General features: G+C 64.9%; 15 protein-coding genes and 1 tRNA gene. 8 read left to right on the top strand and 8 right to left on the bottom strand.

Annotated elements, in window-relative coordinates; translation table 11 throughout:
* Positions 1-855 precede the first annotated feature (855 nt).
* Positions 856-930: transfer RNA gene (locus IC762_RS09640), tRNA-Gln, on the bottom strand.
* A gap of 216 nt (positions 931-1,146) precedes the next feature.
* Here IC762_RS09640 and IC762_RS09635 point away from each other — a divergent pair.
* Positions 1,147-2,925 carry an acyl-CoA dehydrogenase gene (locus tag IC762_RS09635; RefSeq protein WP_195788566.1) on the top strand — a complete coding sequence of 593 codons (1,779 nt, stop codon included), beginning with the start codon at positions 1,147-1,149 and terminating at the stop codon, positions 2,923-2,925.
* Between the two features lie 231 nt (positions 2,926-3,156).
* Here the strand turns inward: IC762_RS09635 and IC762_RS09630 are convergent, their stop codons facing one another.
* Together IC762_RS09630 and IC762_RS09625 are read right to left on the bottom strand one after the other, a co-directional pair.
* A complete protein-coding gene (locus IC762_RS09630) occupies positions 3,157-4,470 on the bottom strand; it encodes an ATP-binding protein (RefSeq protein WP_246801500.1) in 1,314 nt (437 codons plus the stop codon).
* Complete coding sequence (locus tag IC762_RS09625; RefSeq protein WP_195790071.1) at positions 4,467-5,174, bottom strand: response regulator; 708 nt, start codon at positions 5,172-5,174, stop codon at positions 4,467-4,469. Before IC762_RS09625 ends, IC762_RS09630 begins: the two co-directional genes overlap by 4 nt.
* A gap of 776 nt (positions 5,175-5,950) precedes the next feature.
* Here IC762_RS09625 and bamA point away from each other — a divergent pair.
* Positions 5,951-8,386 carry an outer membrane protein assembly factor BamA gene (gene bamA, locus IC762_RS09620; protein ID WP_246801631.1) on the top strand — a complete coding sequence of 812 codons (2,436 nt, stop codon included), beginning with the start codon at positions 5,951-5,953 and terminating at the stop codon, positions 8,384-8,386.
* Positions 8,387-8,499: 113 nt separating this feature from the next.
* Here the strand turns inward: bamA and IC762_RS09615 are convergent, their stop codons facing one another.
* Positions 8,500-9,165, bottom strand: a complete 666-nt coding sequence (locus tag IC762_RS09615; RefSeq protein ID WP_210338432.1) for a hypothetical protein — start codon at positions 9,163-9,165, stop codon at positions 8,500-8,502.
* Between the two features lie 174 nt (positions 9,166-9,339).
* Here IC762_RS09615 and IC762_RS09610 point away from each other — a divergent pair, with 174 nt between their 5' ends.
* Positions 9,340-10,230: a LysR family transcriptional regulator gene (locus tag IC762_RS09610; protein WP_195788564.1), complete on the top strand. Its 891-nt coding sequence runs from the start codon at positions 9,340-9,342 to the stop codon at positions 10,228-10,230.
* 9 nt (positions 10,231-10,239) lie between these two features.
* On the opposite strand, the gene IC762_RS35575 is transcribed toward IC762_RS09610, so the two are convergent.
* The 4 genes from IC762_RS35575 to paoA form a co-directional block, all read right to left on the bottom strand.
* Positions 10,240-10,371: a hypothetical protein gene (locus IC762_RS35575; RefSeq protein WP_283816354.1), complete on the bottom strand. Its 132-nt coding sequence runs from the start codon at positions 10,369-10,371 to the stop codon at positions 10,240-10,242.
* A 146-nt stretch (positions 10,372-10,517) separates the two neighbouring features.
* On the bottom strand, positions 10,518-12,725 hold the full coding sequence (paoC, locus tag IC762_RS09605) for an aldehyde oxidoreductase molybdenum-binding subunit PaoC (RefSeq protein ID WP_195788563.1): 2,208 nt from the start codon (positions 12,723-12,725) through the stop codon (positions 10,518-10,520).
* Positions 12,726-12,728: 3 nt separating this feature from the next.
* A complete protein-coding gene (locus IC762_RS09600; RefSeq protein WP_195788562.1) occupies positions 12,729-13,679 on the bottom strand; it encodes an FAD binding domain-containing protein in 951 nt (316 codons plus the stop codon).
* On the bottom strand, positions 13,676-14,278 hold the full coding sequence (gene paoA / locus IC762_RS09595) for an aldehyde dehydrogenase iron-sulfur subunit PaoA (protein WP_433995903.1): 603 nt from the start codon (positions 14,276-14,278) through the stop codon (positions 13,676-13,678). Before paoA ends, IC762_RS09600 begins: the two co-directional genes overlap by 4 nt.
* 459 nt (positions 14,279-14,737) lie before the next feature.
* Between paoA and IC762_RS09590 the strand changes: the two genes are divergently transcribed.
* From IC762_RS09590 to dxs, 5 genes are all read left to right on the top strand, one after another.
* Entirely contained in the window at positions 14,738-15,499 is a 762-nt protein-coding gene (locus IC762_RS09590) for an enoyl-CoA hydratase-related protein (RefSeq protein WP_195790069.1), read from the top strand.
* 61 nt (positions 15,500-15,560) lie between these two features.
* Positions 15,561-17,234: a bifunctional metallophosphatase/5'-nucleotidase gene (locus IC762_RS09585; protein WP_195788560.1), complete on the top strand. Its 1,674-nt coding sequence runs from the start codon at positions 15,561-15,563 to the stop codon at positions 17,232-17,234.
* A gap of 81 nt (positions 17,235-17,315) precedes the next feature.
* On the top strand, positions 17,316-18,242 hold the full coding sequence (locus IC762_RS09580) for a histone deacetylase family protein (protein WP_195788559.1): 927 nt from the start codon (positions 17,316-17,318) through the stop codon (positions 18,240-18,242).
* Positions 18,243-18,371: 129 nt separating this feature from the next.
* Positions 18,372-18,623, top strand: coding sequence for an exodeoxyribonuclease VII small subunit (locus IC762_RS09575; protein WP_195788558.1), 252 nt, complete (start codon positions 18,372-18,374; stop codon positions 18,621-18,623).
* A gap of 514 nt (positions 18,624-19,137) precedes the next feature.
* Positions 19,138-21,066 (top strand): 1-deoxy-D-xylulose-5-phosphate synthase, encoded by a 1,929-nt coding sequence (gene dxs, locus IC762_RS09570; protein ID WP_195788557.1) that lies wholly within the window; start codon positions 19,138-19,140, stop codon positions 21,064-21,066.
* Positions 21,067-21,100 lie beyond the last annotated feature (34 nt).

The following is a 21,100-nucleotide window of genomic DNA, read 5'->3' as shown; positions in this document are numbered from 1 at the left end:
GGATGCGGCGGCGAGTTGGATGAAAAGGTCGCATCATGCGGTAGGCCACAAGACGCCTGCTCCGCAGCGGTCGATCGATATCCCGGAGCCCCGCGCTCAAGCCGATGACCGGCATCGTTCCTGCGTTGACGCTCGGCCGGAAAGCCATATCTGGCATCTGAAGTCATTGCCCGATGCGCGTCCGCCGGAAACCACGTCAATCGGCGGGCAGCCATTTTGCATTGGCCCGGGCCGCGTTACACATAATATTGTTCTATGGACCCATAGATTTTAATCAGAACATAAAATTTGGATGATTTCTTATGCGTTTAAGGCAGACCCGCTATTTTTGCTCGATCTGAAACCGATAATGACGCGCTGGCGTATTAAATAGGTAATCTCTGTTTACCCAACGGCGAAAGCCGCAATCGCGAGCACGTCTAGCATGCAGCGTCGTCGTCGACCGAAATCTCCTTTATCAGAATCCGAAATCGCCACCGAGAAGGCCTCTATCGAGGCGCAGATTGCGAACCTGGAGTTGCTGTTGGACAAAATTGGACAGCTTCGGGCCACATCGCAAATGGAGGAATATCTTTCGTCATCGAGATTGCGGACCCCCGGCAAGACGGGTTCCTCGAGGTAGTCCTTGCGCTCATGCGAGCCAGCCGGGTCGCTTGGTGAACTGCGTTTATGAGCCAGGGTAACCAAGGTAAACCGACGTTAGGCTCGTTGGGCCTGCAGAACCGATCTGGCCGTCCCCGATCTTCCGGCTTGGTCTCCGGACGCTCCTATGAAACTGCGGCCTTTTCCTCAACGGGCAGCGAACTCCGTCATTTCCAAATGATCCCAGAAATGGGATTTCTGTAGTAATATCAATGGCTGGGGCGGGAGGGATCGAACCTCCGAATGGCGGAATCAAAATCCGCTGCCTTACCGCTTGGCTACGCCCCAACGCGCCGATCGAGGGCAACGCCGGTCTATAGAGTGAGAACGGCCATTTCAACAGCCTAACGAGCGAATTCAGGCGAAAGCCGCCGGCCAATGTCGACACCCCTAAGGCAACGCCGCGGTGACCGAAGCGGACCAGGTGATGTCCGTTCGGCCTGTTGAGAGGCCGCCGGTTTCATGGGAAGACAATTTCCAAACACGTTCTCGGGAGTAATCGCCATGACCTATCGCGCGCCGATCAACGACATCCTGTTGTCCCTCAATCATGGCGCGGGCCTCGCAGCCGCCGTCGCGGCCGGTCATTACGGCGATTTCGACGGCGACATCACCGCCGCGGTCTTGGAAGAAGCCGGCAAGTTCGCGTCCGACGTGCTGGCGCCGCTGAACAAAATCGGCGACGAGCACGGCATCAAGCTCGATGACGGCAAGGTGACGACGGCGCCCGGCTGGCCCGACGCCTATCAGCGTTGGACCGCCGCCGGATGGAACGCGGTGTCGGGACCGGAAGCGTTCGGCGGCCAGGGGCTGCCGCTGGCGATCAATGCCGCCTGCACCGAGATCTGGAGCGCCTCGAACGTCGCGTTCGGCCTCTGCCCGCTCCTGACACTGTCGGCGATCGAGGCGCTCGACGCCCATGGCAGTGCAGAGTTGAAGCAAATCTATCTGGAGAAGCTCGTCACCGGCGAATGGACCGGCACGATGCAACTCACCGAGCCCAATGCCGGCTCCGATGTCGGCGCGCTGCGCACCCGCGCGGAAAAGCAGGCCGACGGCACCTACCGCATCAAGGGCACCAAGATATTCATCACCTATGGCGAGCACGACATGACCGACAATATCGTGCATTTCGTGCTCGCACGATTGCCCGATGCGCCTGCCGGGACCAAGGGGATCTCGCTGTTTCTCGTTCCGAAATTCCTGGTCAATGCCGACGGCGCGCTTGGCGCGCGCAACGACATCCATGCCAGCGGCGTCGAGCACAAGCTCGGCATGCACGCTTCGCCGACCTGCACCATGACCATGGGCGATCAAGGCGGCGCGATCGGCTATCTGATCGGCGAAGAGAACCAGGGCATGCGCTGCATGTTCACGATGATGAACCAGGCCCGGCTCGGCGTCGGCCTCGAAGGCGTCGGCATTGCCGACCGCGCCTATCAGCAGGCGTTGGCCTATGCGCAGGAGCGCAAGCAGGGCAAGGCGATCGGCCGCAAGGCCGACGGCATGGATCCGATCATCGTGCATCCCGACGTCAAGCGCATGCTGATGCAGATGCGCAGCATGACGGCGGCGGCGCGCTCGATCTGCTACGCCACCGCGGTCGCACTCGACGTTTCCGTGCGCGCCAAGGATGCCAAGGTGCGCGCGGACGCCGCCGCACGCGGCGCGCTGCTGACGCCGATCGCAAAAGCGTTCTCCACCGACATCGGCAACGAGGTCGCCTATCTCGGCGTCCAGATCCATGGCGGCATGGGTTTTATCGAGGAGACCGGCGCGGCTCAGCACTATCGCGACGCCCGCATCACCTCGATCTATGAAGGCACCAACGGCATCCAGTCGATCGACCTCGTCACCCGCAAGCTCGGCGCCAATGGCGGCGCCTCGGTGTGGGCGCTGCTCGACGAGCTCGCCGCCACCATCAAGCAGGTCGAGGCCTCGAACGATCCGGCGTTCGGCACCACGGGGACCAAACTGCGCGACGCGCATGCCGCGCTGGAGCGCGCGAGCAAATGGCTGCTCGAGCGCCTCGCCTCCGCGCCGAACGATGCGCTCGCCGGCGCCACCCCGTATCTGCGCCTGTTCGGCGCCACGCTCGGCGGCTGCATGCTGGCTGGCGCGGCGCTCGCCGCCAAGGCCAATGGCGACGCCGAGCCGCAGCGCTACGTCGCGCTGGCGCGGTTCTTTGCCGAGAACATCTCCGTGCAGGCCCCATCGCTGGAGAAAACGGTGACGGAAAGCGCGGAGGGCGTCACCGGCGCGGATGCGGTGCTGGCGGGGTGACGCGTTCGCTGCTCTCTCCACATGTCGTCCCGGCGAAGGCCGGGACCCATACTCCGCGGCGAATGCCGTGATCGGGACGCGGCGTCCCGGCGTCGGGCAGCAATGACATTTGGTGGTTATGGGTCCCGGCCTTCGCCGGGACGGCAGTGAATTTGTGGCGCTGTCGCGCAATCAAGCACGCGGTGTCGTCACCCCCGCACGCGGGATACCGTGACGCTGGAGGTCAACTGCTCACCCCGCCACGCACGGAAGCCGCATGACGGCGCGCAGGCCGTGCGGGACGTTGTCGAGCAGCGACAGCGAGCCGCCATGGGTCTGCGCGATGGTCTGCGTGATCGACAGGCCGAGGCCGAAGCCGCTGCTTTCGTCCATGGTGCGGGCTTCGTCGCCGCGCACAAAGGGTTCGAGCATGACGGACTTCTTGTGCTCGGGAATTCCCGGCCCATTGTCCGCGACCTCGATGGTCGCGGTGGCGTCGCTTACGATCAGCGACACCTGTACCTGGTTGCCGAAGCGCGCCGCGTTCTCGACCAGATTGGTGACGGCGCGCCTGATCTCGTCGGACCTGACGGTGAGCTTGAGCCGCTTCGGGCCGAGATAGGCCACCGCATGACCGCAGTCCGAGAACTGCTCGCACACCAATTGGACCAGGGCTGCGACGTCGACCAGCGTCGGCTCCACGACATTGCCGCTGCGCAGCAGCGTCAGCACCGATTCCAGCATCGATTGCATCTGGTCGAGGTCGCGCAGGGTCTGCGTTCGCTGCGCCTCCTCCGCGATGAATTCGGAGCGCAGCCGAAGCCGGGTGATCGGCGTGCGCAGATCGTGGCTGATCGCGGCCAGCATCCGCATCCGGTCCTTCATCAGCGCGGCGATCCGCTCGCGCATCGCGTTCAGCGCCCGCGCGGCAGACCTGACCTCCTCGGGGCCGCTTTCCGGAAACGGCGGTGAAATGCGGTCGACGTCGAAGTTCTCCGCGGCACGGGCGAATGCGGAGAGCGGCCGGCTCAGTGCGCGGCCGGCCCAGAGCCCGAGCAGCGTCACGCTCATGAACAGGAACAGCAGCGTGCTCGCCCAGAAGCCGGTGATGAACGGCGGCAAATGCAGCGTCCCGGCGACAGCCTCGAGCAGGCTGCCGTCGGCAAGATGAAACTGCACGCCGGTCTTCTCGGGCGGCGGCCGCTCGACCAGTTCGAGCGGGCCCTCGACCAGCGACCGAACGATGACGCGGGTTGGCCCGGCCTGGACCGCCGGGATGACCGCGGCGGCCTCCGTCAGGCGCAGTTGCAGATGCGGGAGTGCGTGCGCGATATCGCGCACCAGTGCGGCGCGATCGGCGACGGGCGTCCGCGCGACAATCCGGGCGATCATGACGAACTGCTGCACCGGTTCGTCCGCCAACAGCCGCGGCTCGCGGTGCCGGAGCAGGAAGTAGCCCGCCATCAGCACATGCATCAGCACCAGCGAAACCAGGATCAGCGCCGCGATCTGGCCGCTGATGCGCCTGAAGCTGAACAGCTGCGCGAGCCTGGCGAACCAGCTCACGCTTCTTCTACATGCGGCGTGAAGATATAGCCGCCGGTCCGCACCGTCCGGATCATCGAGGCGCCTTCCGTCCGGTCGAGCTTGCCGCGCAGGCGGCTGACCAGCACGTCGACGCTGCGGCCGAACGGACCGCCTGGCCGCCCGGTCAGATTGAGCAGGCTGTCGCGGCTGAGGATGCGGCCGTGCCGCTCGCAGAAGGCCTGCAGCAGGTCGAACTCGGCGCTGGTCAGCGGAATCAGGGCGCCGTCGGGGTCGCGCAATTCGCGCATCCGGAAGTCGATCGCCCAGCCCTCGAACTTCAGCCGCTTCCAGGTGTTGCCGACTTCGGAATGTCCAGCCTGCTGGCGTCGCAGCACGGCGTTGATGCGGGCCAGGAGCTCGCGCGGATTGAACGGCTTCGGCAGATAATCGTCCGCGCCCATCTCGAGCCCGAGGATGCGATCGACTTCGTCACCCTTCGCCGTGAGGAAGATGATCGGCGTCGAGCGCTCGTTGCGGATGCGGCGGCACAGGCTGAGGCCGTCCTCGCCGGGCAGCATCATGTCGAGCACGACCAGGTCGACGCGGTTCTGCGCCAGATAACGATCCATCTCTCGGCCGTTCGCCACCATGCCGGCCGCAAATCCGTTCTCGCGCAGATAGCGCGCGATCAGATTGCGGGTCTCCTGATCGTCCTCGACGATGAGGATGGTCTGCAGGCTCATGGCGCGGTCGAGGCCATGCGTTAATCCGACGGATTGATCTGCATCGATATGGTCGAGGTTCATCGTCCGGGCGCCCTTGGGTCGGGGATGCCCGAACGGCATTTGCGCGCGGCGGGCGAATTCGGTTCGCATCCGGCAGGCCGGATCAGGTGCCGTTTGCATGCCGATCGTGGCAACTCGCCGAGCCGAATATTGCTGGCTGTAAACAGACGTTGCTGAGGGGCGTGTCGGGCGGGCGCCCGGGCAAAATGCCGCAGGTGGGACCGACCGGCGGTTTCTCGTTCCCCTGAAAGGGGGAAGGTCGGGATGGGGGTCAGCCGCAGGCGTAGGTACGCATGGATAGACCAGATCCCCACCCGCTTTGCTCTGCGAGCAAAGTGACCTCCCCTTTTCAAGGGGGTTTGGGCCGCCGGCGAGGAGCGGAGCTGTGCTATCGCGCCTCTCGCGTCGCCCTGGGGCGAAGTAAACGCCGCGTTGATTGCCGAACTTTGCGTCAGCAATCATTTGCACGACGGCACGCCGCGCGTTCCGCAGCCGGCAAACCGGTTGATTGAGCACGGCCATAGATCCGTCCGCCCTGCACCAACCGCAGCGGCAATGACAATTCCGAACCACTTGAAACAAGCCCGCAATCTGCAAGCCACACCGCCGCCACCGCGCTCCCGTCTTCAGAGCTGAGGGTGACTGGTCGGGAAGGATTTGAGCTTATGCGGGGCGCGAGGTTCGCCGCGGCGATTGCCGGGATCGTGTTGTTGGCTGCATGCGTTGCGACGCTGATGCCGGCGCGGGCCACAGCCCAGACCGCGCAGGGCATCGTCGTCAATGGCAACCGCCGCATCGAGGCGGAGACCGTGCGCTCCTACTTCAAGACCGACCGCGACGGGCGGCTCGACCAGGCGGCGGTCGATGACGGGCTGAAGGCGCTGATCGAGACCGGGCTGTTCCAGGACGTCAGGATCAGCCGCAACGGCAACCAGATCGTCGTGAACGTGATCGAGAACCCCGTGATCGGCCGCCTCGCCTTCGAGGGCAACAAGAAGATCAAGGACGAGCAATTGTCCGCCGAGATCCAGTCCAAGCCGCGCGGCACCTTCTCGCGCGCGCTGGTGCAGTCCGACACGCTGCGGATCGCCGAGATCTACCGCCACTCCGGCCGCTACGACGTGCATGTCACGCCAGAAGTCATCGAGCAGCCGAACAGCCGCGTCGACCTCGTCTTCAACATCGATGAGGGCGCCAAAACCGTGGTCAGGACCGTCGAGTTCACCGGCAACAGCGCGTTCTCCGCCGCGCGGCTGCGCGACGCCATCAAGACCCATCAGCACAATTTGCTGAGCTTCCTCGGCGACGGCGACGTCTACGATCCCGATCGCGTCGAGGCCGATCGCGACCTGATCCGGCGCTTCTATCTGAAGCATGGCTATGCCGACGCCGTCGTAGTGGCGGCGCTGACCGAATATGATCCCGGGAACAAAGGCTTCCTGGTCACCTTCAAGATCGAGGAAGGCCAGCAATACCGCGTCACGTCGGTCGATTTCCGATCGAGCGTGCCGAACTTCGACGCCGCCGTGCTGCGCCCCTATTCCCGTATCGGCGTCGGCGCGATGTACAATGTCGAGCAAGTCGAGAAGTCGGTCGAGGACATGCAGATCGAGGCGTCGCGCCGCGGCTTCGCCTTTGCCGTGGTGCGTCCGAACGGCGACCGCAATTTCGAGGCGCATACCGTCTCCATCGTCTTCAATATCGACGACGGCCCGCACACCTATATCGAGCGCATCAATCTGCGCGGTAACACCAGGACGCGGGATTACGTGATCCTGCGCGAGTTCGACATCTCCGAGGGCGATGCCTACAACCGCGCGCTGGTCGACCGGGCCGAGCGGCGGCTGAAGAACCTCGACTTCTTCAAATCGGTCAAGCTGACGACCGAGCGGGGCTCGTCCAGCGACCGCGTCATCCTCAACGTCGATCTCGAGGAGAAATCGACCGGCGACTTCTCGATCTCGGGCGGCTATTCCACGACCGACGGCGCGCTGGCCGAGGTCTCGATTTCCGAACGCAATTTGCTCGGCCGCGGCCTCTACGCGAAGGCCTCCGTCACCTATGGCCAATACACCCGCGGCGCCTCGCTGTCCTTTGTCGAGCCCTACCTGTTCGGGCAGCGGCTCGCGCTCGGGCTGGACGTGTATTACCGGCAGCAATTGCAAAGCGATTATGCGAGCTACGGCGTGACCACGCTGGGATTCTCGCCGCGCATCGGCATTGCGCTGCGCGAGGACCTGACGCTGCAGCTGCGCTATTCGCTCTATGAGCAGAACATCACGTTGGCGAGCGCCTACAACAACTGCAACAACAATGCGAACAACGCCTCGCTGGCGTTCAATCCGACGCCGAACTACATCAAGAACGTGCTCGGCGGCGTCGATCCCACCAACTCCACCAGCTCCGGCTACTACGGCTATGGCTGCTATGCCGACGGCGAAACGACGCTTCCGGTGCGCGAGGAGCTCGCCGACGGCACGGCGTGGACCTCGGCGGTCGGCTACACGCTGACCTACAACACGCTCGACAACACCAAGAATCCGACCGACGGCCTCCTGATCGATTTCAAGCAGGATTTTGCCGGCGTCGGCGGCAATGTCAGCTATCTCAAGAGCACGGTCGATGCGAAATACTACACGCCGCTGGTGTCCGATCTGGTCGGGCTGGTGCATTTGCAGGGCGGCATCCTGAACCAGGTCGGCGACCACGATCTGCGCATGCTGGACAACTTCCAGATGGGTCCCAACCTGGTGCGCGGCTTCGCCACCAACGGCATCGGTCCGCGCGACATCACCTATATCGACTTCGGCGCGGCCGGCGATGCGCTCGGCGGCACCAAATATTGGGGCGCGTCGTTCGAGCTGCAGATGCCGTTCTGGTTCCTGCCGCCTGAAGTCGGCCTGAAGGGCTCGGTCTACGCCGATGCCGGCTCGCTGTGGGACTACAAGGGCCCGACCTCGTGGGCTGCGACCGGCGAGGTCAATACGGCGGCCTGCCCGAATTGCGGCCTGCAATATGACGACAGCAGCGTGATCCGCTCGTCGGTCGGCGTCGGCCTGATCTGGGCCTCGCCGTTCGGACCGCTGCGATTCGACTACGCGGTGCCGCTGACCAAGGGTAAATACGACATCGTGCAGGAGTTCAGGTTCGGGGGCGGGACGTCGTTCTGAGAGAATGAGAATGCATGTCTTCCGTCATTGCGAGAAGCGAAGCAACGAAGCAATCCATCGCTCCGCGTGTGCGGAGGAATGGATTGCTTCGCTTCGCTCGCAATGACGTTGCGCTATTTCCGGGCCAACGGGATCTGCAGATTGGTCGGGCGGTTCTGCTCGGTATCGAAGCCGCGGCCGTCGACGTTGCGGGCGCCCCAGAACAACAGATCGCCGCGGAGATAGACCAGGTCGTATTCCATGAAGTTGGTCCCCTCCTTCAGCGCAAAGGGCGCGAACGACTTGCCGAAGACGCTCTGCGACGCGTTGACCGCCCAGGGCGCGTAACCCGCGGAGGCGACCTTGTTGAGGATATCGGCGAAGCCTTGCACCAGCGGCGTGACCTCGTAGGCCTCATCCGCGGTGAAATTGACCTTTTGCGCGCCGGGCGCGATCGGATGCGCGCCTTCCCAGGTCACGTGGCCGACGATCCTGATCTTCGCGAGCGGCACCTTGCCGTACGGATCGGCCGAGTTGACGATTTCGAGCTCGAAGCGGTCGGATGGCAGATATTTGAAGGCGCGCTTGAGATAGAACGGTTTGATCGAGCCGTCCGGATTTTTGCTCGGCCGGATCTCGGGCGCGATGCTCTCCCAGTCTCCGAGCAAGGCCTGCTTGATGGTCGCGACGTCCTGTGCCATGGCGCTTGCCCTTGATTGATCGCCGGGAGACTGCGCCGCAGCGCTGCCGAGCCCTGTCATCAGCAGGACCAACAGCGCGGCTCCGATCCCCTTCGACATTTGCATGATCCCAGAAATGGCCATCGCTGTGCCGAGCCGGACAGACCACGGCGTCGATGCGCTCTGCCCGCCAGGCGGAGTCGTTATCGAATGCGCCTCGCTATAGAGAACGCTGGCGAGCTTGAAAAAGACTTTGTAGGCTGGCCCCATGCTCGTGAGATATGGGAGGCCGTGATGGAGCTTCGGCATCTCCGCTACTTCGTCGCGGTGGCCGATGCCGGCAGCCTAACGGTCGCCGCCGAGCAGAAGCTGCATACCTCGCAGCCTTCACTGAGCCGGCAAATCCGCGATCTCGAGCAGGAGGTCGGCGTGCCCTTGATGAGCCGCGGCGCGCAGGGCATCGAGCTGACCGCGGCGGGCAAGGCCTTTCTCGACCACGCCCGCATGGCGCTGTTGCAAGCCGAGGCCGCCAAGGAAGCGGCGCTCCGCGCGGCGCAGCCGCCGAAGCCGAGTTTTGCGCTCGGTTTTTTGTCGGGCGCCGAGATCGATCTATTGCCCGAGGTCGAGCGCGTGCTGCGCGCCGAGTTTCCCGGCATCGATATCCGCCTGTCGAGCGACTATTCGCCGGTGCTCGCCAAGGCCCTGATGCGGCGCAAGCTCGATGCGGCCTTCATGCGGCCGGAAGAGCAGATGGACGAGCTGGCCTGCACACGGGTGCGCAGCGATCCGCTGGTCTTCGTGTTTCCGAGCGACCATCGCCTGGCGTCACACGCTGCGATCGCGCCGCAGGACATCGCGAACGAGACGTTCTATCTGCCGTCGAAGTCGGCGCCCGCGGTGCGCCGCGCCGTGCTCGCCTATCTCGGTCGCGCCGGGGTCGATCTCAAGCCGGAGCATGAGGTGCACAATGTCGTCCACGCCATCTCGATGATCAGCTCGCGGCGCGCGGTGATGATGCTGCCGGCCTACACCAGCCGCTATCTGCCCGAGACGATCATCACCCGGCCGGTCAAGGGCGAGGCCCCGACGCTCGACCTCGTGATCGCCTACCACAAGGCCAACAAGTCGCCGATCCTGAAGCTCTTGCTCTCGCGCGTCGGCAGGCTGGGCGCCGCGGCTGGCTGACGCGCCCGGTCAGGAGAACAGGAAGGTGCCGATCAGAAGGCCCGCGGCGAAGGCCCAGAGCCCGAGCGTGCAGGCGGAAATGATCCGCACGAGGTTGCGCAGGTCCACGTCCTGGAAGGTCTCGTAGAATCGGTCCGCCAATCGCGGGCCCCCCTGCAGTGGCCGCCTGGTATCCCAGCGTTCCACCGCAGTTTCCCTCTCCGCCGCGCCCAAATCAAGGCGTCAGCGATCACGCGGTATCACGGATTTGCACGGAGCCTAAGCCCGATATTGGGCACATAGCCCGTTCAGCTGACGTCTGGCATCCGATCGAGCAGCTTGTCCAGCGTGATCGGATAGTCGCGCACGCGGATGCCGGTCGCGTTATGGACTGCGTTGGCGACCGCGGCGGCGACGCCGCAGATGCCGAGCTCGGCGACGCCCTTGGCCTTCATCGGCGACGACATCGGATCGGTCTCTTCGAGGAAGATCATGTCCTGGTGCGGGATGTCGGCATGCACGGGCACCTCGTAGCCGGCGAGGTCGTGGTTGACGAAAAGGCCGTGGCGCTTGTCGACCACCAGGTCCTCCATCAGCGCCGCGCCGACGCCCATCGTCATGGCGCCGATCACCTGGCTGCGTGCCGCGGTCGGATTGAGGATGCGGCCCGCCGCGCAGACCGCGAGCATCCGCCGCACCCGGATCTCCGCGGTGTCGGCATCGACGCCGACTTCGACGAAATGCGCACCGAAGGTCGACTGCTGGTAGGTCTTGGCAAGGTCGCCATATTCGATGGCGTCCTCGGCCGTCAAGCCGCCGTCGCCGGCCGCTTGCGCCAGCGGCACGCTGCGATTGCCAGCGTGGACCATGCCGTCGGTAAACTCCGCCTCGTCGGAATTGAAGCCGAGCTTCTGCGCGATCGCCTCGCGCAGCTTGACGCAGGCGGCATAGACTCCGGCGGTGGAGTTGTTGCCGCCCCACTGCCCGCCCGAGCCACAGGAGACCGGAAAGTCGGAGTCGCCGAGCCGGACCGCGACCTTGTCCAGCGGCACACCCATCATCTCGGCCGCGGTCTGCGCGATGATGGTGTAGGAGCCGGTGCCGATATCGGTCATGTCAGTCTCAACCGTCACCATACCGCGGGTATCGAGCCGCACACGCGCGGCCGATTTGGTCAGAAGATTGTTGCGGAAGGCGGCGGCGACGCCCATGCCGACCAGCCAGCGCCCGTCGCGGACCTTGCCAGGCTCGGCATTGCGCTTGCTCCAGCCGAACCGCGCGGCGCCCTCGTCGAGGCACTGCACGAACTGGCGCTGCGAGAATTTCCGCTCCGGATGCTCTGGATCGACCCGAGTGTCGTTCTTGATGCGCAGCGCGATCGGATCGATGTCGAGCTTCTCGGCTAGTTCGTCGATCGCGATCTCCAGCGCCATCATGCCGGAAGCTTCGCCCGGCGCGCGCATCGCATTGCCTTCCGGCAAATCGAGTTCCGACAGCCGCATCGCGGTCATCCGGTTGGCTCCGGCATAGAGCAGTCGCGTCTGCCCGACTGCGGTCTCCGGTTCGCCACCCTTGAGGTTGCCGGACCAACTCTCATGGCCGATCGCGGTGATTTTGCCGTCGCGCTCGGCGCCGATCCGGATGCGCTGGATCGTGGCCGGCCGGTGCGTGGTATTGTTGAAGATCAATGGACGCTGCAGCGCGACTTTCACCGGGCGGCCGGCGGCGCGAGCGCCGAGCGCGGCCAGCAATGCATCGGCGCGCAGGAACAGCTTTCCGCCAAAGCCGCCGCCGACATAGGGCGACACCAGCCGAACATGCTCCTTCGGGATGCCAAGCGTCACCGCCATGTTCTCCGCACCCCAGGCGATCATCTGGTTCGAGGTCCAGATCGTGACTCGGTCGCCGTCCCAGGCCGCGATCGAAGCGTGCGGCTCCATCATCGCATGCGCCTGATCGGGCGTGGTGTAGGTGGCGTCGAACTGCACCGCCGCCTTGGCAAAGGCCGCGGCGAAGTCGCCAGCAGACGTATCGGCCGGGCCACCGATCTTGGGATCGGGTTTCGTGGCCTCGTCCTTCGACGCAGCAAGATCGAAGCGGCCGTCCTGTTGGGCGTAGTCGATCCGAACCAGCTGCGCGGCAGCGCGCGCCTGCTCGAACGTCTCGGCAACCACAACGGCGACGGCCTGATGATAATGAGCGATCTCCGGGCCGCCGAGCAGCGGCGCGATATTGAGCGCGCCCTTGCCGAGCTTTCCCGCATTCTCCGCGGTGACGATGGCAAGCACGCCGGGCGCCGCCTTCGCGGCAGCGAGCTCGATGGCGTCGATCCGTCCCTTGCCGACCGCGGCCCCAACCACATAGCCATAGGCCTGGTTCGCCACCACATCGTGCCGCTCATAGGCGTAGGGCGCAGTGCCCGTCGTCTTCAACGGACCTTCGATCCGGCTGGTCGGACGGCCGACCACCTTGAGCTGGTCGATCGGATTGAAGGTCGCGGGATGTTCAAATCGCATGATCTAGACCCTTGCCTCGCGCAGCACCGCTGCGAGCGTTCGCTCGGCGAGCGGCAGCTTGAATGCGTTGTCTTTTGTCGGCCGCGCATCGGCGAACAGGCGCGCAGCGACGGCCTTGGCGCCATCAGGCAGTTCCGCCTCCGCCGTCTCGACCCGCCAGGGTTTGTGCGCCACGCCGCCGAGCGCGACGCGGCCGGTGCCGTCGCGCTGCACGATCGCGGCGACCGACACGAGAGCAAACGCATAGGAGGCGCGATCACGGACTTTTCGATAGGCCTGGGTGCCACCGACCGGCTTCGGTAACGTCACCGCGGTGATCAGTTCGCCGGACGCGAGCGTGGTCTCGAGCTCGGGGCTGTCGCCGGGCAGTCGATGCAACTCGGCGATCGGGATCGATCGCGTGGTGCCGTCGGGCCGCACGGTCTCGACCACCGCGTCGAGCGCGCGCATCGCCACTGCCATGTCGCTCGGATGGGTCGCGATACAGGCCTCGCTCGCGCCGACCACCGCATGCTGTCGGCTGAAGCCGCCAATCGCGGCACAGCCGCTGCCGGGCTTGCGTTTGTTGCAGGGCAAATTGGTGTCGTAGAAATAAGGACAGCGGGTTCGCTGCAAGAGATTGCCGGCGGTCGTCGCCTTGTTGCGCAACTGGCCGGAGGCGCCGGCGAGTAGCGCACGGGACAGCACGCCGTAGTCTCGCCGAATGCGCGTATCGGCCGCGAGATCGGTATTGCGCACCAGCGCGCCGATCCACAGGCCGCCTTGCCCGGTCGGCTTGATCTTGTCCAGCGCCAGGCCGTTGACGTCGATCAGATGCGCCGGCGTCTCGATCTCGAGTTTCATCAGGTCGAGCAGATTGGTGCCGCCGGCGATGAATTTTGCATTCGTCGTGCGCGCCGCCGCGCTCGCCGCCTCCGCGGGCGAATGAGCCCGCTCGTAACTGAAGGCTCTCATGCGCTCCTCCCGGCGACCTCTTCGATCGCTTCCGCAATGTTGGAATAGGCACCGCAGCGGCAGATGTTGCCACTCATCCGCTCGCGCAGCTCGGCATTGCTCAGCCGCATCGGCGCGTTGAGATCGTCCGTGACGTGGCTCGGAACGCCGGCCCTGATCTCGGCGAGCACGGCGACCGCCGAGCAGATCTGTCCCGGCGTGCAGTAACCGCATTGATAGCCGTCGTGCTTGACAAACGCCGCCTGCATCGGATGCAGCCCGTCCGGCGTGCCCAGCCCCTCGATCGTCGTGATCTCGTCGCCCTCATGCATCACCGCGAGCGTCAGGCAGGAGTTGATGCGCCGTCCGTCGACGATCACCGTGCAGGCACCGCACTGGCCGTGGTCGCAACCCTTCTTGGTGCCCGTCAGATGCAGATGCTCGCGCAACGCATCGAGCAGCGTGGTCCTGGTATCGAGCTCGAGCTGATGGGTTTCGCCGTTCACGTCAAAGGCCACGCGTGTCATCACAGGTGCTCCTGTCGGGGGAATTCGCGGCGCCGCTGCCGAAGGCGTGGGCAACGCCGTGGAGGAGGCCGCCAGCGAGGCAGCTCCGGCAATCAACAAATGGCGCCGCGATAGTTCCAATCGGCCGGAGATTTGCACGTCACTCTCCTCGCGCTCAGCCACACAGGCAGCGGAACCGAACTCCTTCGGGCCGCGTCTGTCGACTGCAGGAGAGTGAATGCGTCGGGTGGCGGAATGTTTCTGGCCGACGACGGCTAAATGCGTCGCGAGCGCGGTGCGTACTCCGCCGGCGCCCGCCGGACCGAACGATGCGACGTCAGGTATGCAGCCGGCGTCGTCCGTCGGACCCGCGGCGCAGCCTGGCTCCTGCATGGTGAATTCCGGTTAACTGCATTGCGCCAGCCTCATGCTCGCGCAGCGGGGAAAAGCGCGCGGAAACGCTTGAGAGCCCTTGGGGCCCACAGCGGATCGTGTAAGGTCTGTGTAAGGACTGGCGATGGGCAGGACCGCGCGGCGGCGATGGCGCTGCCCACCGATGCAAGGGACCGCGTGATGACCGCGCATGTGATCGTGACCGACGAAGGCGCTACGCGCCTGATCAAGCTGCGTCGGCCCGAGAAGAAGAACGCGATGACCCAGGACATGTTTCGCGCGGTCAGCGACGCCATCGACAAGGCGCAGAACAATCCGAAGATCCGCTGCCTGATCATCACAGGCGGCTCCGGCGTGTTCACCGCGGGCAACGACATCGAGGACCTGTTGAACCAGGGCACCGCGAATTCCGATCCCCCGGTGGCCTCCAACCTGGTCAAGTTCCTGTATTCACTGGCCCACAACGTCAAGCCGATCATCGCCGCGGTCGACGGCGTTGCGATGGGCATCGGCACCACCATGCTGTTCCACTGCGACTATGTGCTGGCCAGCAAGTCCGCGCTGTTCTCGACCCCATTCTCGAGTTTCGGCCTGGTGCCGGAGGGCGCCTCCAGCCTGCTGATGCCGCGCAGCATGGGCCATCATCGGGCGTTCGCGATGCTGGTGATGGGGCGCACCATGACCGCCGACGACGCGCGCGTCGCCGGCTTCGTCAACATCGTGGTGGCGCCCGGCCACGCCGAGGTCGAGGCGCACAAGGTGGCGCGCGAGATCTGCGCGTTGCCGGCCGAGGCGGTGGCGATTTCGCGGCGGCTGATCCGCCTGCCGCCGGAGGACGTCACCCGCCGGATTGATCAGGAAAACCATCTGTTCACCGAGCGCATGCGCTCGAAGGAAGCCGTCGCCGCCTTCGAGGCATTCATCGGGCGCACGAAGGATTGAACGACCTCGTCGCAAAATTGTAGTGGCGCCGCGTCATGATCGCGTGCTCCATGGACGGGTCATGAGACGCTTCCCCTTTTCGCCCCTCACCTCCGCGCTTCTCGCGCTTGCCGTTGGCGCAGCCGGCCCCTGCCTCGCGCAGAGCGCAGCGCCGGTGGATTTGCGCATTCTCGCCATCAACGACTTCCACGGCTATCTCAGGCCGCCGCCCGGCGGCATCCGCATCACCGATCCGGCCGATCCGACCAAGAAGATCATGGTGGGAGCCGGCGGCGCCGAGCGGATGTCGACCGCGATCAAGCAGTTGCGCGAAGGCCACAAGAACAACATCTTCGTCGCCGCCGGCGACCTGATCGGCGCGAGCCCGTTCCTGTCGGCGATGTTCCACGACGAGCCGACCATCGAGTCGCTGTCGATGATGGGGCTTGCGATCTCCTCGGTCGGCAACCACGAATTCGACGAGGGCAAGGACGAGCTGCTGCGGATGCAGAATGGCGGCTGCCATCCGGTCGACAATTGCCAGGGGCCGCACCCGTTCACCGGCGCCAAGTTCCACTATCTCGCCGCCAGCACGATCGACAAGACCACCGGCAAGCCGGTGTTTCCGCCCTACGAGATCAGGGAGTTCGACGGCATCCCGGTCGCCTTCGTCGGGCTGGCGCTGAAGAACACGCCGAACCTGGTGTCGCCGTCCGGCGTCGCCAATCTGGAATTCCGCGACGAAGCCGACACCGTCAACGCGCTGGTGCCGGAGTTGAAGGCGAAGGGCGTCGCGGCGATCGTGGTGCTGATCCACGAAGGCGGCTTCCCGACCGGCGACTATAATGAATGCCCCGGCATCTCCGGGCCAATCGTCGACATCGTCAAGAAGTTCGACAAGGCGGTCGACGTCGTGATCTCCGGACACACCCACCAGGCTTATGTCTGCGAGATCGACGGACGGCTCGTCACATCAGGCGACAAATACGGCACGCTGATCACCGCGATCGACCTCCAGCTCGATCCGAAGACCCACGACGTGATCAGCGCCAAGGCCGACAACACCATCGTACGGATCGGCAGCTATCATCGCGATCCCGAGCAAACTGCGCTGCTCGAGGCCTATGACCGCCTCGCCGCGCCGATCGCTAACCGCGCCGCGGGCTCGGTCACCGAGACGCTGTCGCGCACGCCGATCGAGACCGGCGAAAGCGTGCTTGGCGACATTGTCGCCGACGCGCAGCTCGCCGCGACCGCCGCGGAGCCGAATGGCGGCGCGGTGATCGCCTTCACCAATCCCGGCGGCGTCCGCACCGACATCGTCAAGCGCGAGGACGGCGCGGTGTCCTATGCGGATATTTTCGCGAGCCAGCCGTTCCGCAACCAGCTCGTGACCATGACGTTGACCGGCAAGCAGCTCAAGGACGTGCTCGAGCAGCAATGGGCCGACCCGAAGCGGCCGCGCGCGCTGCAGGTCTCCAAGGGGTTTGCCTATGCGTGGGACAACAGCAAGCCCGACGGTGCGCGCATCATCGCCGCGCGGATGTCGCTCGACGGCAAGCCGATCGACCCGGCGGCGAGCTATCGCGTCACCGTAAACAACTATCTTGCGGACGGCGGCGACGGCTTCACCGTGTTCAAGGCCGGCACGGCGCAGCAATTCGGCGCCTACGACGTCGATGCGCTCTACGCCTATTTCAAGGCCAACAGTCCGGTCGGCCCAACCGCCGGCAAGCGGATCGAGCGGCTGAATTGAGGGCCAGCCCTTTCCGGACCGCGGGTAACGGCCTAGATTGAGCCCTCCTCGTTACGCGCATCCGTTGCGCCGGGAATTCGCATGACACTGCTTCTGACGCATTCCGCCTGCCTCGACCATCTGACCCCGCCCGGACATCCCGAACGCCCCGATCGGCTGCGCGCTGTCGCCGAGGTGCTGGGCGAGGACCGCTTCAAGGCGCTGGCGCGCGATCTCGCGCCGGAAGGCGACCTCGAGAGCGTCATGCTGTGTCACGGCGAGCATTATGTCGGCGAGCTCCGCCACATCGCGCCATCGTCGGGCATGATCTACATCGACGGCGATACCTCGATGTCGCCCGGCACCTGGGAAGCGGTGATGCGCGGCGTCGGCGGCGCGGTGGCCGCGACCGATGCGGTGATGGAGGGCAAGCACAACAACGCCTTCGTCGCGGTGCGTCCGCCTGGCCACCACGCCGAGAAATCGACGCCGATGGGCTTTTGCTTCTTCGACAATGCCGCGATCGCCGCGCGCCACGCGCAGCGCAAATACGGCATCAAGCGCGCCGCAGTAATCGATTTCGACGTCCATCACGGCAACGGCACCCAGGACATCTTCTGGGCCGATCCGACCGTGATGTACTGCTCGACCCATCAGATGCCGCTGTTTCCCGGCACCGGCGCGATGAGCGAACGCGGCGAGCACGACACGGTCGTCAACGCGCCGCTCGCCCCCGGCGACGGCAGCGCCAAATTCCGTTCCGCGTTCGAGAACCTGATCCTGCCGCAACTCGCGAAGTTCTCGCCGGAACTCGTCATCATCTCGGCCGGCTTCGACGCGCATCACCGCGATCCCCTGGCCTCGATCAACCTGACGGGCGACGATTTCGGCTGGGTGACGCAGAAGCTGATGGATCTCGCCGACAAGAGCGCCGGCGGCCGCGTGGTCTCGGTGCTGGAGGGCGGCTACGACCTGCAGGGCCTGAAAGAGTCGGTGGCTTCCCACGTCACCGCATTGATGGGCGCCTGAATCCCCGCCACAATACCCCCGCAAAACTTCGATTGATTCTGCGCCGGGACGAGCGTGGGCCTGCGACGGGCCGCGCGCGGACGACAAGACCGGATCACGATCTGATCGGCGCAACCGGGAACGCAAAGAATGGCCGAAAACACTGCAGCGGACGTCAAGAAACTCTCCTTCGAGCGCGCGATCGAGGAACTCGAATCGATCGTCAAGCGGCTCGAGGACGGCAAGGTCCCGCTCGAGGAATCGGTCACGATCTATGAGCGCGGCGAAGCCTTGAAGCGGCGCTGCGAGGAACTGCTGCGTCAGGCCGAAGCCCGCGTCGACAAGATCACCACCGACGCCTCCGGCCAGCCGACCGGCACCGAACCGCTCGACGTGCAGTAGCGAGGGCGCGGCGGCCGCCGCGAAGCCGGCAATTATTGCTGCGCGTTTCCACCGGAGACGCGGACCGGTGTCGATCGAATCGGCCGCTCCGGACCCGGCCGGCTGCCCATGAAGTAGGCGAGATGGAACCCGCCCTGCGTCTCGTCCATTGAAAAGATTGAGCTTTTCATCGCAGGGCATGGGAACCCGGAGCGGCGAGCGGGTTGGCTTTGGCCACAACTTTGGTGTAATGCTTCCAGTTCTATGGGCATTTGAGAGTGGCGGGCGGCCGGATTCTTCCGGCGGCAAGCGTCTCAAATGGTTCGACAAAAACTGAACCGGGACGGGTGAAGAGCGACCAACGTGATTGATATCACGAGGTCCAATCCGGAGTGCATCTAGGCTTACATCCAGGCACCGGCTTGCCGGGGCAACAGCAGTGTCTGGCTTTCGCTGCGCGCGAGCGCGCAACCCTTCTCGCGTCGGGCCCAGGCCTTCGGCTTGGATTCCGACATGGCAAAATTGGAATATCGCTGTGACCACATTTAGTAAAACGCCGCTTCTCGACACCATCCGCACGCCGGAAGACCTGCGCAAGCTGAAGGTCGAGCAGGTGCGCCAGGTGGCCGACGAACTGCGTCAGGAAACCATCGACGCAGTGTCGGTGACCGGCGGACATTTCGGTGCCGGCCTCGGCGTGGTCGAGCTGACCACCGCGATCCATTATATCTTCGACACCCCGCGCGACCGCCTGATCTGGGACGTCGGCCACCAGGCCTACCCGCACAAGATCCTGACCGGCCGCCGCGACCGCATCCGCACGCTGCGCACGGGCGGCGGCCTCTCCGGCTTCACCAAGCGCACCGAGAGCGACTACGATCCGTTCGGCGCCGCGCATTCCTCGACCTCGATCTCGGCCGGCCTTGGCATGGCGGTTGCGCGCGACCTCTCCGGACGCAAGAACAACGTTATCGCCGTGATCGGTGACGGCGCGATGTCGGCCGGCATGGCCTATGAGGCCATGAACAACGCCGGCGCCATGAACTCGCGCCTGATCGTGATCCTCAACGACAACGACATGTCGATCGCGCCGCCGGTCGGCGCCATGAGCGCCTATCTGTCGCGGCTCTATTCCGGCAAGACCTATCGCACGCTGCGCGAGGCGGCCAAGCAGATCAACAAGCGCCTGCCGAAGATCCTCGCCAACCGCGCCAACCGCGTCGAGGAATATTCCCGCGGCTTCATGATGGATGGCGGCACGCTGTTCGAGGAGCTCGGCTTCTATTATGTCGGCCCGATCGACGGCCATAACCTCGACCATCTGCTGCCTGTGCTGAAAAACGTCCGCGACATGGAGACCGGGCCGATCCTGGTCCATGTCGTGACGCAGAAGGGCAAGGGCTACGGCCCCGCCGAAGCCTCCGCCGACAAGTACCACGCCGTCGTCAAGTTTGACGTCGCGACGGGAACCCAGGCCAAGGCAAAACCGAATGCACCGGCCTACCAGAATGTGTTCGGCCAGAGCCTGGTCAAGGAAGCCCAGAAGGACGACAAGATCGTCGCCATCACCGCGGCAATGCCGTCGGGCACCGGTGTCGACATCTTCAACAAGGCTTTCCCGGACCGCACCTTCGACGTCGGCATCGCCGAACAGCATGCGGTGACATTCGCCGCCGGCCTCGCCACCGAGGGCTACAAGCCGTTCTGCGCGATCTACTCGACCTTCCTGCAGCGCGGCTATGACCAGGTCGTGCATGACGTCGCGATCCAGAGCCTGCCGGTGCGTTTCGCGATCGACCGCGCCGGCCTGGTCGGCGCCGACGGCGCGACCCATGCCGGCTCGTTCGACAACGCCTATCTCGGCTGCCTGCCGAATTTCGTGATCATGGCGGCCTCCGACGAGGCCGAGATGGTGCACATGGTGGCGACCCAGGTTGCGATCAACGACCGCCCGAGCGCGCTGCGCTATCCGCGCGGCGAAGGCCGCGGCGTCGAGATGCCGGAAGTCGGCGTTCCCCTGCCGATCGGCAAGGGCCGCATCGTCCGCGAGGGCAAGAAGGTCGCCCTGCTGTCGTTCGGCACCCGCCTCGGCGAATGCGAGAAGGCGGCGGACGAGCTCGCCGCCCATGGCCTTTCCGCGACCATCGCCGACGCGCGATTCATGAAGCCGCTGGACGAGGACATGGTCCTGAAGCTCGCCCGCGACCACGAGATCCTGATCACCATCGAGGAAGGCTCGGTCGGCGGCTTCGGCTCTCACGTGGTGCAGTTCCTGACCGATCACGGCATGCTCGACAGCGGGATGTTGAAATTCCGCTCGATGATCCTGCCCGACGTGTTCCTCGATCACGACTCGCCCAACGCGATGTATGCGCGCGCGGGTCTCGACGCCAAAAGCATCGTTGCCAAGGTGTTCGAAACCCTCGGCAAGGATTATAAGACCGAGACGGTCAAGCTCGCGTAATCCTCCGGGCGGCGCTCGACGGCGCTGGTAAGTC

The organism is Bradyrhizobium genosp. L (assembly GCF_015624485.1).
GTDB lineage: Bacteria > Pseudomonadota > Alphaproteobacteria > Rhizobiales > Xanthobacteraceae > Bradyrhizobium.
Note: the sequence above shows the minus strand (reverse complement) of the source record. Positions and strands in the feature narration are given on the sequence as shown.

What these genes read in the sequence shown, in the direction of transcription:
- IC762_RS09635 (WP_195788566.1), top strand. Translation starts at nt 1,147, where the DNA reads ATGACCTATCGCGCGCCGATCAACGACATCCTGTTGTCCCTCAATCAT.
- IC762_RS09585 (WP_195788560.1), top strand. Translation starts at nt 15,561, where the DNA reads ATGAGACGCTTCCCCTTTTCGCCCCTCACCTCCGCGCTTCTCGCGCTT.
- IC762_RS09590 (WP_195790069.1), top strand. Translation starts at nt 14,738, where the DNA reads ATGACCGCGCATGTGATCGTGACCGACGAAGGCGCTACGCGCCTGATC.
- IC762_RS09625 (WP_195790071.1), bottom strand. Translation starts at nt 5,174, where the DNA reads ATGAGCCTGCAGACCATCCTCATCGTCGAGGACGATCAGGAGACCCGC.
- IC762_RS09580 (WP_195788559.1), top strand. Translation starts at nt 17,316, where the DNA reads ATGACACTGCTTCTGACGCATTCCGCCTGCCTCGACCATCTGACCCCG.
- IC762_RS09575 (WP_195788558.1), top strand. Translation starts at nt 18,372, where the DNA reads ATGGCCGAAAACACTGCAGCGGACGTCAAGAAACTCTCCTTCGAGCGC.
- IC762_RS09615 (WP_210338432.1), bottom strand. Translation starts at nt 9,165, where the DNA reads ATGTCGAAGGGGATCGGAGCCGCGCTGTTGGTCCTGCTGATGACAGGG.
- IC762_RS09600 (WP_195788562.1), bottom strand. Translation starts at nt 13,679, where the DNA reads ATGAGAGCCTTCAGTTACGAGCGGGCTCATTCGCCCGCGGAGGCGGCG.
- bamA (WP_246801631.1), top strand. Translation starts at nt 5,951, where the DNA reads ATGCCGGCGCGGGCCACAGCCCAGACCGCGCAGGGCATCGTCGTCAAT.
- IC762_RS09610 (WP_195788564.1), top strand. Translation starts at nt 9,340, where the DNA reads ATGGAGCTTCGGCATCTCCGCTACTTCGTCGCGGTGGCCGATGCCGGC.
- paoC (WP_195788563.1), bottom strand. Translation starts at nt 12,725, where the DNA reads ATGCGATTTGAACATCCCGCGACCTTCAATCCGATCGACCAGCTCAAG.